General features: G+C 62.2%; 13 protein-coding genes. 1 reads left to right on the top strand and 12 read right to left on the bottom strand.

The window, feature by feature from the left end:
• Nucleotides 1-18 precede the first annotated feature (18 nt).
• On the top strand, nt 19-324 hold the full coding sequence (locus CAF63_RS12485; protein ID WP_085685045.1) for a chaperone modulator CbpM: 306 nt from the start codon (nt 19-21) through the stop codon (nt 322-324).
• Between the two features lie 4 nt (nt 325-328).
• On the opposite strand, the gene CAF63_RS12480 is transcribed toward CAF63_RS12485, so the two are convergent.
• The 12 genes from CAF63_RS12480 to urtA form a co-directional block, all read right to left on the bottom strand.
• Nucleotides 329-1,456, bottom strand: a complete 1,128-nt coding sequence (locus CAF63_RS12480; RefSeq protein WP_085685042.1) for a sensor histidine kinase KdpD — start codon at nt 1,454-1,456, stop codon at nt 329-331.
• A gap of 172 nt (nt 1,457-1,628) precedes the next feature.
• On the bottom strand, nt 1,629-3,329 hold the full coding sequence (gene ureC / locus CAF63_RS12475) for an urease subunit alpha (protein WP_085685440.1): 1,701 nt from the start codon (nt 3,327-3,329) through the stop codon (nt 1,629-1,631).
• A gap of 142 nt (nt 3,330-3,471) precedes the next feature.
• Nucleotides 3,472-3,777, bottom strand: coding sequence for an urease subunit beta (locus tag CAF63_RS12470; RefSeq protein WP_085685038.1), 306 nt, complete (start codon nt 3,775-3,777; stop codon nt 3,472-3,474).
• On the bottom strand, nt 3,777-4,310 hold the full coding sequence (locus tag CAF63_RS12465) for a GNAT family N-acetyltransferase (protein ID WP_085685035.1): 534 nt from the start codon (nt 4,308-4,310) through the stop codon (nt 3,777-3,779). Before CAF63_RS12465 ends, CAF63_RS12470 begins: the two co-directional genes overlap by 1 nt.
• A gap of 5 nt (nt 4,311-4,315) precedes the next feature.
• Nucleotides 4,316-4,849: a GNAT family N-acetyltransferase gene (locus tag CAF63_RS12460; protein WP_085685032.1), complete on the bottom strand. Its 534-nt coding sequence runs from the start codon at nt 4,847-4,849 to the stop codon at nt 4,316-4,318.
• Nucleotides 4,850-4,858: 9 nt separating this feature from the next.
• Complete coding sequence (gene ureA, locus CAF63_RS12455; protein WP_039766748.1) at nt 4,859-5,161, bottom strand: urease subunit gamma; 303 nt, start codon at nt 5,159-5,161, stop codon at nt 4,859-4,861.
• Nucleotides 5,162-5,317: 156 nt separating this feature from the next.
• Nucleotides 5,318-6,157 (bottom strand): urease accessory protein UreD, encoded by an 840-nt coding sequence (locus CAF63_RS12450; RefSeq protein ID WP_085685029.1) that lies wholly within the window; start codon nt 6,155-6,157, stop codon nt 5,318-5,320.
• 43 nt (nt 6,158-6,200) lie between these two features.
• Entirely contained in the window at nt 6,201-6,899 is a 699-nt protein-coding gene (gene urtE / locus CAF63_RS12445; protein ID WP_085685026.1) for an urea ABC transporter ATP-binding subunit UrtE, read from the bottom strand.
• 135 nt (nt 6,900-7,034) lie between these two features.
• Nucleotides 7,035-7,904, bottom strand: coding sequence for an urea ABC transporter ATP-binding protein UrtD (gene urtD / locus CAF63_RS12440; RefSeq protein WP_085685022.1), 870 nt, complete (start codon nt 7,902-7,904; stop codon nt 7,035-7,037).
• The gene (gene urtC / locus CAF63_RS12435) at nt 7,901-8,980 is read right to left on the bottom strand and encodes an urea ABC transporter permease subunit UrtC (RefSeq protein WP_085685019.1); all 1,080 of its coding nucleotides are present in this window, start codon (nt 8,978-8,980) and stop codon (nt 7,901-7,903) included. The genes urtD and urtC overlap by 4 nt, the downstream gene beginning before the upstream one ends.
• On the bottom strand, nt 8,980-10,482 hold the full coding sequence (gene urtB, locus CAF63_RS12430) for an urea ABC transporter permease subunit UrtB (protein WP_085685017.1): 1,503 nt from the start codon (nt 10,480-10,482) through the stop codon (nt 8,980-8,982). The genes urtC and urtB overlap by 1 nt, the downstream gene beginning before the upstream one ends.
• Before the next feature lie 142 nt (nt 10,483-10,624).
• On the bottom strand, nt 10,625-11,890 hold the full coding sequence (gene urtA, locus CAF63_RS12425) for an urea ABC transporter substrate-binding protein (RefSeq protein WP_085685013.1): 1,266 nt from the start codon (nt 11,888-11,890) through the stop codon (nt 10,625-10,627).
• Nucleotides 11,891-12,090 lie beyond the last annotated feature (200 nt).

The following is a 12,090-nucleotide window of genomic DNA, read 5'->3' as shown; positions in this document are numbered from 1 at the left end:
ACGACGGAGTAGCCCATCATGAGCAGCCCCCTGATCGTTCAACTGGACATGGCAGAATTGTGTGAGGCGGCCGACCTGTCGGACGTCTACGTGATCGAAATCGTCGAACACGGCATCCTCGAACCTCAGGGCGCGCAGCCCCGGGAATGGCGCTTCACCGACTACGAACTGGCCCTGGCCAAACGCGCCGCCAAGCTGCGGCGCGACCTTGACCTGGAATGGGAAGGCGTCGCCCTGGCGCTGGACCTGTTGGAAGAAGTGAAGGAGCTGCGGGCCGAAAACCGGATGCTCCGTCAGCGCCTTGCCCGTCTGGTAGTCGAGTAGCATTTCAAACTCGTCTGGGCAGCGTCACGCTGAACAGCGTTCCGTCCGCCTCGCTTGAACTGACTTCGATCGTTCCGCCGTGGGCGGTCACCACTTCCTTGACGATAAACAGACCCAGACCGAGGCTGGTCGACGGCTGGCCGAGTTCTTCGTCGGCGCTGCGTACCAGCGGATCGAAAATCGTACCGATGGCGTCTTCCGGAATCGGTTCACCATGGTTGTGTACGGTCAGGCGTACGGTGTCGGATTCCCCCTGCAGGGTCACCCGCACATCTTGCGCGTTCGTCCCGTGCTGCAAGGCGTTGCCGATCAGATTCTGCAGCAGTTGCGCCAGTCGGCCCCCGTCCCAGACTCCCCGTGTGTCACCTTCGATTTTCAAGGTTGGATCGCTTTGCGGGTTGCCGGCGCAGGCTTCGGCAATCGCCGCCCGCGCAATGTCGGCCAGATCCATCGGCACCGGTTCGATCGGCAGGCTTTTGCCCAGACGGCTGCGGACCAGCTCCAGTAGATCACTGACCATCGCAGCCATATGCCGCGCACCCTGCCGGATGTTCTGTGCACAGAGCAATGCGTCGCCTTCCAGGCGGGTTTTACGCATCAGCATTTCCGTCGACATGCTCACCGCCTGCAACGGCGCGCGCAGGTCATGACCGAGAATCGCGAGGAAAATGTCCCGTGAGCGGTTCACCTGTTCCGCGTAGGCGGCCGTCGATTCGGCTAGCGCTTCGTCGATGGCCTCGTTGAAACGGATCATGTCCTGGAAAGCTGTCATGTCCGGTGATTTCAGATGGTTGATCCAGAGCCGGATCACGCAGGCACGCAAATGGCGAAACTCGGACGTCATCTGAACCAGGTCGAAGCCTACCGTGTGGCGCAGTTCACCGTGGCTGGCACCGGCCTTGTCCAGGCTCGGGGTTTTCTCCGGGCCTTCGCCCTTGGCCTTGGCCATCTGTTCGCGGGGTGTCTGGGGTTTGCTCATGTCGCGGGCGGCCGCCAACAGAATCGAACGGGCGTGGTCGCGCAGGGCCGGACCGTCGAGAAAGTCGGCTGCGGGGGTGATGGTCTGGGCGAATTTTTCCCATTCACCGACGATCACATCAACATGGGTTTCGATGAATTCGCAAAGACGCATGAAGGTTTACCCGAACAGAATGTGCAGCGTGCGTTTCGAAGCGTAGACCTTATTGCGAGAATCACACGACTCCCGTAAATCCTCGTCACGGCCAGACAAGCGGCAATCACGAAAAAGGCCTCAGCCCACGCGTCATGTGCGGTCTGAGGCCTTTTATCGTTTGGCGGCGAAACTAGAAAAGAAAGTAACGCTGCGCCATCGGCAGGGTTTCGGCCGGTTCACACCAGAGCAATACGCCGTCGGCCTTGACCTGATAGGTCTGCGGGTCGACGTCGATGTTCGGCAGATAGTCGTTATGGATCAGGTCGGTTTTCTGCACGTCGCGGCAACCTTTGACCACGGCGATTTTCTTCTTCAGGCCCAACGCCTCGGGCAGTCCCGACGCCTGCGCCGCCTGGCTGATGAAGGTCAGGCTGGTGGCGTGCAGCGAGCCGCCGTAACTGGCGAACATCGGGCGGTAGTGCACCGGTTGCGGGGTCGGGATCGACGCGTTGGCGTCGCCCATCAGGCTGGCGGCGATGGCGCCGCCCTTGAGGATCAGCGTCGGTTTCACGCCGAAGAATGCCGGGCGCCACAGCACCAGATCGGCCCATTTGCCGACTTCCACCGAACCCACTTCATGGCTGATGCCGTGGGTGATCGCCGGGTTGATCGTGTACTTGGCGATGTAGCGCTTGGCGCGGAAGTTGTCGTTGCCTTCGCCGTCTTGCGCAAGCGGGCCGCGCTGTTTTTTCATCTTGTCGGCGGTCTGCCAGGTGCGCGTGATGACTTCACCGACGCGGCCCATGGCCTGGCTGTCGGAACTGATCATCGAGAACGCGCCGAGGTCGTGGAGGATGTCTTCGGCGGCAATCGTTTCGCGGCGGATACGGCTTTCGGCGAACGCCACGTCTTCGGCAATGCTCGGGTCGAGGTGGTGGCAGACCATCAGCATGTCGAGGTGTTCGTCGATGGTGTTGCGGGTGAACGGCCGGGTCGGGTTGGTCGAACTCGGCAGCACGTTGGCGAAACCGCAGGCCTTGATGATGTCCGGCGCATGGCCGCCACCGGCACCTTCGGTGTGATAGGTGTGGATGGTCCGGCCCTTGAACGCGCCGAGGGTGGTTTCGACGAAACCGGACTCGTTGAGGGTGTCGGTGTGGATCGCCACTTGCACGTCGTACTGGTCGGCGACGCTCAGGCAATTGTCGATGCTCGCTGGAGTGGTGCCCCAGTCTTCGTGCAGCTTGAGGCCGATGGCGCCGGCCTTGACCTGTTCGATCAACGGCTCCGGCAGGCTGGCGTTGCCCTTGCCGGTGAGGCCGATGTTCATCGGGAATGCATCCGCTGCCTGAAGCATTCGCGCCAGGTGCCAAGGACCCGAAGTGCAAGTGGTGGCGTTGGTGCCGGTGGCCGGCCCGGTGCCGCCGCCGATCATGGTAGTGACGCCGCTCATCAGCGCTTCTTCGATCTGCTGCGGGCAGATGAAGTGGATGTGGGTGTCGATGCCGCCGGCGGTGAGGATCATGCCTTCGCCGGCGATCACTTCGCTACTGGCGCCGATGGCGATGGTCACGCCGGGCTGCACGTCCGGGTTGCCGGCCTTGCCGATCGCGGCGATGCGCCCGTCCTTGAGGCCGACGTCAGCCTTGACGATGCCCCAGTGGTCGATGATCAACGCGTTGGTGATGACGGTGTCGACCACTTCGGCCGCCAGCAACTGGCTCTGGCCCTGGCCGTCGCGGATGACTTTGCCGCCGCCGAATTTCACTTCTTCGCCGTAGGTGGTGAAGTCCTGTTCGACCTCGATCCACAGCTCGGTGTCGGCCAGGCGCACCTTGTCGCCGACGGTGGGGCCGAACATGTCGGCGTAGGCTTGTCTCGAGATTTTCATGCGCATGCCTTGAGATTCAATTGTTTTTGAGACTGTTCGCTTCGCTCACAGATTCGCGAGCAAGCTCGCTCCCACAGAGGGAAATGCGATCACCTGTGGGAGCGAGCTTGCTCGCGAAGGGGCCTGCGCAAACGGTATAAATTCAGAGGTCACCCATGACCCGCCCGGCAAATCCGAACACCCGCCGGTGCCCGGCGTAATCCACCAGTTCTACCTCGCGGCTCTGGCCCGGTTCGAAGCGCACCGCCGTGCCCGCCGGGATGTTCAGGCGCATGCCACGGCTGGCGGCGCGGTCGAATGTCAGAGCGTCGTTGGTTTCGAAAAAATGGTAGTGCGAGCCGACCTGGATCGGCCGGTCGCCGCTGTTCGCCACTTTCAGGCTGATCGTGCGGCGACCGACGTTGAGTTCAATGTCGCCGGGCTGGATCTGGTATTCGCCGGGAATCATCAGTTCGCTCCTTGCAGGACTTTGTAGTAGAGGGCCGTCGGGCGATAGGTGCCGTTCGGGTCGCAGGCGTAATCGGGGATTTCCCCGGCGCGGGTGTAACCCAGGGCCTTGTAGAAATCTTCGGCGGGGGAGCCGGCCTCGGTGTCGAGGTAAAGCATGCCGCGCTTGTACTGGCGGGCCGTCAGTTCCAGCGCTTGCATCAACTGCTGGCCGAGGCCGCGCCGCCGGGCGTGTTCGCGCACCAGCAGCTTCTGCACCTCGGCGCGGTTCAGGCCGTTGGCCTTCTGGCACAGGCTCAACTGGACGCTGGCCTGTACCTGTTCGTCCTTGACCACCACCCACAGCAAGACGTTGCCCTTGTTCAGGTTGTCCTGCACATCGTCGAAATAAGCGCGGGCCTGCGCGGCATCGAGGTCGGCCATGAAGCCGACGCTGGCGCCATAACCCACGGCGTCGAGCAGCAGGTCGATCAGGCCCTGACGATAGTGCGCAAAACTTTCCGCATTGACGCGTCGCAGTTGGGCGGGGTTCATCGGTGTCACTCCTTGTGGGCGGGCGGCGGCTCCGCGCCAGGATTGAGGGTCAGTTGCATGAAGGTCAGGTCGAGCCAGCGGCCGAACTTGGTGCCGACTTGCGGCATCTGCCCGGTGGTGATGAAACCGGCGCGCTCGTGCAGACGAATCGACGCGGCGTTGCCGCTTTCGATGGCGGCGACCATGACGTGCTTGTCGCAGGTTTTCGCGCGTTCGATCAGCGCGGTCATCAGTAGCGGGCCGAGGCCGTTGCCGCGCTGGTCGCTGCGCACGTAGACCGAGTGCTCGACCGTGTGGCGGAAACCGTCGAACGGCCGCCAGTCACCGAACGAAGCGTAGCCGAGGGTGGTGTTGTCGGCGTCGACGATCACCAGGATCGGGTAACCCTGAGCCTGACGGGCGCTGAACCACGCTTGACGGTTGCCGAGATCGACCGGGGATTCGTTCCAGATCGCCGTGGTGTTGAGCACGGCGTCGTTGTAGATGTCGCGGATCGCCGGCAGGTCGGCGTGCAGGGCATCGCGGATGGTGTAAGTCATGGCGCGGCCTCAGACGATCGGTTGGTGGACGGTGACCAGTTTGGTGCCGTCGGGAAACGTCGCTTCGACCTGGATCTCCGGGATCATTTCCGGGATGCCTTCCATCACTTGATCGCGGGTCAGCAGAGTGGTGCCGTAGTGCATCAACTCGGCCACGGTCTGGCCGTCACGAGCGCCTTCGAGCAGCGCCGCCGAAATGTAGGCCATGGCTTCCGGGTAGTTGAGCTTCACGCCACGGGCCAGTCGCCGCTCGGCAACGAGGCCGGCGGTGAAGATCAGCAGCTTGTCTTTTTCGCGTGGGGTCAGGTCCATCGTAGAAATCCATTTGGGCAGATTGAAAAGGTCGGGACTGTCGGCACAGATCCCTGTGGGAGCGAGCTTGCTCGCGAAGACGTCGTCACACTCAGCATTTGAGGTGACTGATGCAACGCTTTCGCGAGCAAGCTCGCTCCCACAGAAAAGCATGTTTCAGGTATTCCAGATTCGGGGGGACAGGGCTTCGCGGCCAAGCAGCGCAGGCCTGAGCAGTCGCCACAGATCGATCAGCCATCCACGCGCCAGCAACGCTTCACTGGCCAGGCAACGGGCGACCAAAAGACCGGGTAATTGCGTCAGATCCCCGCGCACGTCGTGGCCCAGCGAGCGGCAGCGCTCCAGCAGTTCGGCGTCTATTTCACCGGTGACCAACAACGTCGCAAACACCGGATTGCCATCCAGTCCGATCGGCGAATCCAGCAATCCGTCATTACCGACGATGCGCTGGCGCTCATGCCACAGCAACCGGCCATCGCGGCGAATATCCAGATGCGCCTGAAAGTGCCCAAGATCGAAGCGCTCGCCACTGGCCGGACGCCCGAGGGCCACCACGTCCCAGTAGAACAGTCGCGCATCGCCTTCAAGCTCGATCGAGGTCGCGAGTTCTGCCTGGGCGGCGCTGTAGACGATGGTCTCCTGAGGCAGCCATTCCAGTGTCGCGCCATCGGCAACATGCAGGTTCAGCGACTGATAAGCGGGCCCCGCCGCGCGATACCATTTGGCGGCGCCGGGGCTGGTGATCTGTGCCCAGGCGCCTTGTTCGACGCGGGCGCTGATGTCGAGCCGGTCACCGCCGGCAATCCCGCCCGGCGGGTGGACGATGATGTGCTGGCAGACCTCGGGCCCTTCGGCGTACAGATGCTTTTGCACCCGCAACGGGCCGAGGTGCCGGCGTCGGGTCGGCCGCGTGCAAGCGCCGAAGCGGGCGTAGGCCAGCTCCAGTTCGGCATGCCAGCTCGGGGTAAACAGGGCAGTCGCAACAGGTAAGTTCATGTTTTCTGATTATCGTTAGGACGCTACAGATTAGACCGTAACCTCAAATAGTCACCAGCCCGCGCACACCTTCGGCTTCCATATTTTCGCCACGGCCCTGCTGCACGATCTCGCCCCGGGACATCACCAGATACTGATCGGCCAGTTCGGCGGCGAAATCGTAAAACTGCTCCACCAGCAGAATCGCCATGTCGCCACGGGCGGCGAGCTTCTTGATCACCGCGCCGATTTCCTTGATCACCGACGGCTGGATGCCTTCGGTTGGCTCGTCGAGGATTAGCAGCCGTGGACGGCTGGCCAGCGCGCGGCCAATCGCGAGTTGCTGTTGCTGACCGCCGGACAGGTCGCCACCGCGCCGCTGTTTCATTTGCAGCAGCACCGGGAACAGCTCGTAGATAAACGCGGGAACCTCTTTGGCTTCGCTGCCGGGAAAACGCGACAGGCCCATCAGCAGGTTCTCTTCCACGGTCAGCCGGCCGAAGATTTCCCGGCCCTGGGGCACGTAGGCGATCCCGGCGTGCACCCGTTGATGCGGCTTGTACGTGGTGATCGGTTGGCCTTCCCAGTTCACCGCGCCTTCCTTGGCCGGCAGCAGGCCCATCAGGCATTTGAGCAACGTGGTCTTGCCCACGCCGTTGCGCCCGAGCAGGCAGGTCACTTCGCCGACTTTCACGTCGAAGCTCAGGCCGCGCAGGATGTGGCTACCGCCGTAGTACTGGTGCAGCTTGTCGACTTGCAGCATGTTCAAATTCTCCTCAAATCCCCCCTGTGGGAGCGGGCTTGCTCGCGAATGCGGTAGATCAGTCACCATCAACTTTGAATGACACACCGCATTCGCGAGCAAGCCCGCTCCCACATTGGAAAGGTGTTTGCAGTTTCAGCGGCCGAGATAGACTTCGATCACGCGCTCGTTGTCCTGCACCTGTTCCAGTGATCCTTCAGCCAGCACGCTGCCCTGATGCAACACGGTGACGTGGTCGGCGATCGAGCCGACGAAGCCCATGTCGTGTTCCACCACCATCAGCGAATGCTTGCCCGCGAGCGACTTGAACAGCTCGGCGGTGAACTCGGTTTCGGCGTCGGTCATGCCCGCCACCGGTTCATCGAGCAGCAGCAATTGCGGGTCCTGCATCAGCAGCATGCCGATCTCCAGAAACTGTTTCTGCCCGTGGGACAGCAGCCCCGCCGGACGATTGACCGAGGAGGTCAGGCGAATGGTGTCGAGCACTTCGCTGATCCGGTCTTTCTGCTCGCCGCTCAACTTCGCCCGCAGGCTGGCCCACACCGACTTGTCGGTCTTCTGCGCCAGCTCCAGGTTCTCGAACACGCTCAAGGCTTCGAACACCGTCGGTTTCTGGAACTTGCGACCGATGCCGGCCTGGGCGATCTGCACTTCGCTCATCTGCGTCAGGTCGAGGGTTTCGCCGAACCAGGCCTTGCCGTGGCTCGGGCGGGTCTTGCCGGTGATGACGTCCATCAGCGTGGTCTTGCCCGCGCCGTTGGGGCCGATGATGCAGCGCAGTTCGCCGACGCCGATGTACAGGTTCAGATTGTTCAGCGCCCGGAAGCCATCGAAGCTGACGCTGATGTCTTCCAGGGTCAGGATCGTGCCGTGACGGGTGTCGAGGCCCGGACCGACGCGTTGCCCGAGGCCGATCGAGTCGCGGCTGGTGCCTTCGTCCTTGTTGGGCTCCACCGGGAAAAAGGCCGGTTCCAGCATGAATTCAGCGCTCGCCGTGACTCTCATGATTCACCTCGTTTCTTCAGCAGACCGATCACGCCTTTGGGCAGGTACAACGTCACGACGATGAACAGCGCGCCGAGGAAGAACAGCCAGTATTCGGGAAAGGCCACGGTGAACCAGCTCTTCATGCCGTTGATCACGCCGGCGCCGAGCAGCGGGCCGATCAGCGTGCCGCGCCCGCCAAGGGCCACCCACACAGCAGCTTCGATCGAGTTGGTCGGCGACATTTCGCTCGGGTTGATGATCCCCACCTGCGGCACGTACAACGCACCGGCCAGACCACACAACACCGCGCTCAAGACCCAGACGAACAGCTTGAAACCGCGCGGATCGTAGCCGCAGAACATCAGGCGATTTTCCGCATCACGCAGCGCGGTCAGCACCCGGCCGAACTTGCTGCGCGCCAGACGCCAGCCGATGAACAGGCTCGCCACCAGCAACAGCACCGTCGCCAGAAACAGCACCGCGCGAGTGCCGGGTTCGGTGATGCCGAAACCGAGGATCGTGCGGAAATTGGTGAAGCCGTTGTTGCCGCCGAACCCGGTCTCGTTGCGGAAAAACAGCAGCATCCCGGCGAAGGTCAGGGCCTGGGTCATGATCGAGAAATACACGCCCTTGATCCGCGAGCGGAAGGCGAAAAACCCGAACACCAGCGCCAGCAGTCCCGGTGCCAACACCACCAGGCACATTGCCCAGAGGAAGTTGCCGGTGCCGCTCCAGTACCACGGCAATTCGGTCCACGACAGAAATGTCATGAACGCCGGCAGGCCATCACCGGCAGCCTGACGCATCAGGTACATGCCCATCGCATAACCGCCAAGGGCGAAGAACAGACCGTGGCCCAGCGACAGCAGACCTGCGTAACCCCAGACCAGATCCAGTGCCAGGGCGACGATGGCGTAGCAGAGAATCTTGCCGACCAGCGTCAGGGTGTAAGCCGAGACATGCAGCGCACTGTCCGTCGGCAGCAGCGACAGCAGCGGCAGGGCGATCAGTAGCGCGAGAACAACGGCACCGACAGCGAGGGTTACTTTGGGTCCGGCCTTTTGTGTGGCCGTGACTAGTAGAGGCTGGTTCATCAGTCGATCACCCGTCCTTTCAGTGCGAAGAGGCCTTGCGGACGTTTCTGGATGAACAGAATGATCAGCGCGAGGATCAGGATTTTGCCGAGCACCGCACCGATCTGCGGTTCGAGAATCTTGTTGGCGATGCCCAGGCCGAACGCGGCGAACACGCTGCCGGCCAGTTGGCCGACACCGCCGAGCACCACCACCAAGAACGAGTCGATGATGTAGCTCTGGCCGAGGTCCGGGCCGACGTTGCCGATCTGGCTAAGGGCCACGCCACCGAGCCCGGCAATGCCCGAGCCGAGGCCGAAGGCGAGCATGTCGACACGCCCGGTGGGCACACCGCAGCAGGCGGCCATGTTGCGATTCTGGGTGACGGCGCGCACGTTCAGACCGAGGCGGGTCTTGTTCAGCAGCAGCCAGGTCAGCACCACCACAAACAGGGCGAAGGCGATGATCACGATGCGGTTGTACGGCAGCACCAGATTCGGCAACACCTGAATCCCGCCGGACAGCCACGCCGGGTTCGCCACCTCAACGTTCTGTGCACCGAACACCAGACGCACCAGTTGAATCAGCATCAGGCTGATGCCCCAGGTGGCGAGCAGGGTTTCCAACGGGCGACCGTAAAGGTGACGAATCACCGTACGCTCCAGGGCCATGCCGATGGCGGCGGTGACGAAGAACGCCACCGGCAGCGCGATCAGCGGATAGAACTCGATGGCCTGCGGTGCGTAGCGCTGGAACATCAACTGCACGACGTAGGTCGAGTAGGCGCCGAGCATCAGCATTTCGCCGTGGGCCATGTTGATCACGCCAAGCAGACCGAAAGTGATCGCCAGACCGAGTGCCGCGAGCAACAGAATCGAACCGAGGGACATGCCGCTGAACGCTTGACCGAGCAGTTCGCCAACCAGCAGTTTGCGTTTGACTTGGGCGAGGCTGGTTTCGGCGGCGGTGCGCACATTCGCGTCGGTTTCGACGCCGGGTTCGAGCAGGCCTTCGAGGCGGGTGCGGGCCAGCGGGTCGCCGGTTTCACCGAGCAGACGCACGGCTGCGAGGCGCACCGCAGGGTCGGTGTCGACCAGTTGCAGGTTGGCCAGCGCCAGGCTCAGGGCGGCGTGGACGCTTTCGTCTTGTTCGCCAGCCAGTTGCTGGTCGAGGAATTTCAGCTGCGCCGGTTTGGCGCTTTTCTGCAATTGCTGCGCGGCAGTCAGACGGGTTTTGGCGTCGGCGGCGAGCAATTGGTGGCTGGCCAGTGCGGTGTCGATAAGACCCCGCAGGCGATTGTTCAGGCGCAGGGTCTTGGGTTGGCCGTCGACGGTCAGCTCGCCTTGTTGCAGAGCGTTGATCAATTCGACACGGGCCGGATCGGGCTGCGCGGCCCAGGCTTCCAGCAGTTTGGCCTGTTGCGTCGGGTTGGCGGCGACGAAGTCTTCCGCATCACCGGCGTGGGCGGCCATCGGCAGCAAAAGTGCGAGGGCCAGGATCAAACGGTAAAGGGCAGTGGGCATAACGGGCGTTCCTGTATTGATCGTTCCCACGCTTTGCGTGGGAATGCCTCAACGGACGCTCCGCGTCCGCTCTTGGGACGCAGAGCGTCCCCGGCTGCATTCCCACGCAGAGCGTGGGAACGATCAGGTTGAGCGGGTTAACTCAGTTGCTCTTCACCGCATACTCCGGCTTCTTGTCATTACCCGGAATGAACGGGCTCCAAGGCTGCGCACGGATCGGCCCCTCGGTCTGCCACACCACGTTGAACTGACCGTCGCTCTGGATCTCGCCGATCATCACCGGTTTGTGCAAGTGGTGATTGGTCTTGTCCAGGGTCAGCGTGTAGCCGGACGGCGCGGCGAAGGTCTGGCCGCCGAGGGCTTCGCGGACCTTGTCGACGTCAGTGGATTTGGCTTTCTCGGCCGCCTGCGCCCACATGTGGATGCCGACGTAAGTGGCTTCCATCGGGTCGTTGGTCACCGCTTTGTCGGCGCCTGGCAGGTTGTGTTTCTTCGCATAGGCTTTCCAGTCATCGACGAACTTCTTGTTCACCGGGTTCTCCACCGACTCGAAGTAGTTCCACGCCGCGAGGTTGCCCACCAGTGGTTTGGTGTCGATGCCGCGCAGTTCTTCTTCACCCACCGAGAACGCCACCACCGGTACGTCGGTGGCCTTCAGGCCCTGGTTCGCCAGTTCTTTGTAGAACGGCACGTTGGAGTCGCCATTCACGGTCGAGATCACAGCGGTCTTGCCGCCGGCCGAGAATTTTTTGATGTTGGCAACGATGGTTTGATAGTCGCTGTGGCCGAACGGGGTGTAGACCTCTTCGATGTCTTTGTCCGCGACGCCTTTGGAATGCAGGAACGAACGCAGGATCTTGTTGGTGGTGCGCGGGTAGACGTAGTCGGTGCCGAGCAGGAAGTAGCGCTTGGCGCTGCCGCCTTCTTCGCTCATCAGGTATTCAACCGCCGGAATCGCTTGCTGGTTTGGCGCGGCGCCGGTGTAGAACACGTTCGGCGACATCTCTTCGCCTTCATATTGCACCGGGTAGAACAGCAGGCCGTTGAGTTCTTCGAACACTGGCAGCACCGATTTTCGCGACACCGAGGTCCAGCAGCCGAACACCACCGCCACCTTGTCCTGGGTCAGCAACTGGCGGCCCTTTTCTGCGAACAGCGGCCAATTCGACGCCGGGTCGACCACCACCGGTTCGAGCATCTTGCCGTTCACCCCACCCTTGGCGTTGATCTCGTCGATGGTCATCAACGCCATGTCCTTGAGCGACGTTTCGGAGATCGCCATGGTGCCGGACAACGAATGCAGAATCCCGACCTTGATGGTCTCGGCGGCCTGTACGGTCCAGGTCATGCCCATCGCGGCAATGGATGCCGTGAGTGTGAAAGCCTTGATCAAACTGCGACGCTTCATTGTGCGATCTCCATGAACGTTAAAGTTTTTTATGGTTGGCAGATGCGAACGACTGAAGGCTGTTTTGCAAGGGCTGTGCCCGGTCGGGATCGGGCAGGGAAATGTCGGTTTAGAGCGGTTGCGCGTGATGCTGGCGCACCAGGAAGGGACGAACGGCAGGGTGTGGTGCGAGGGCGTGCTTCATTGTGGTGCTGCCGCAG

It is taken from the genome of Pseudomonas sp. B20(2017) (assembly GCF_002113125.1).
In the GTDB taxonomy this organism is placed as follows: domain Bacteria; phylum Pseudomonadota; class Gammaproteobacteria; order Pseudomonadales; family Pseudomonadaceae; genus Aquipseudomonas.
Note: the sequence above shows the minus strand (reverse complement) of the source record. Positions and strands in the feature narration are given on the sequence as shown.

Excerpts from the sequence above, each read along its gene's own strand:
- ureA (WP_039766748.1), bottom strand. The coding sequence starts at position 5,161 with ATGGACCTGACCCCACGCGAAAAAGACAAGCTGCTGATCTTCACCGCC.
- ureC (WP_085685440.1), bottom strand. The coding sequence starts at position 3,329 with ATGAAAATCTCGAGACAAGCCTACGCCGACATGTTCGGCCCCACCGTC.
- CAF63_RS12450 (WP_085685029.1), bottom strand. The coding sequence starts at position 6,157 with ATGAACTTACCTGTTGCGACTGCCCTGTTTACCCCGAGCTGGCATGCC.
- urtB (WP_085685017.1), bottom strand. The coding sequence starts at position 10,482 with ATGCCCACTGCCCTTTACCGTTTGATCCTGGCCCTCGCACTTTTGCTG.
- urtA (WP_085685013.1), bottom strand. The coding sequence starts at position 11,890 with ATGAAGCGTCGCAGTTTGATCAAGGCTTTCACACTCACGGCATCCATT.
- CAF63_RS12480 (WP_085685042.1), bottom strand. The coding sequence starts at position 1,456 with ATGCGTCTTTGCGAATTCATCGAAACCCATGTTGATGTGATCGTCGGT.
- CAF63_RS12465 (WP_085685035.1), bottom strand. The coding sequence starts at position 4,310 with ATGAACCCCGCCCAACTGCGACGCGTCAATGCGGAAAGTTTTGCGCAC.
- urtC (WP_085685019.1), bottom strand. The coding sequence starts at position 8,980 with ATGAACCAGCCTCTACTAGTCACGGCCACACAAAAGGCCGGACCCAAA.
- CAF63_RS12460 (WP_085685032.1), bottom strand. The coding sequence starts at position 4,849 with ATGACTTACACCATCCGCGATGCCCTGCACGCCGACCTGCCGGCGATC.
- urtD (WP_085685022.1), bottom strand. The coding sequence starts at position 7,904 with ATGAGAGTCACGGCGAGCGCTGAATTCATGCTGGAACCGGCCTTTTTC.
- CAF63_RS12470 (WP_085685038.1), bottom strand. The coding sequence starts at position 3,777 with ATGATTCCCGGCGAATACCAGATCCAGCCCGGCGACATTGAACTCAAC.
- urtE (WP_085685026.1), bottom strand. The coding sequence starts at position 6,899 with ATGCTGCAAGTCGACAAGCTGCACCAGTACTACGGCGGTAGCCACATC.
- CAF63_RS12485 (WP_085685045.1), top strand. The coding sequence starts at position 19 with ATGAGCAGCCCCCTGATCGTTCAACTGGACATGGCAGAATTGTGTGAG.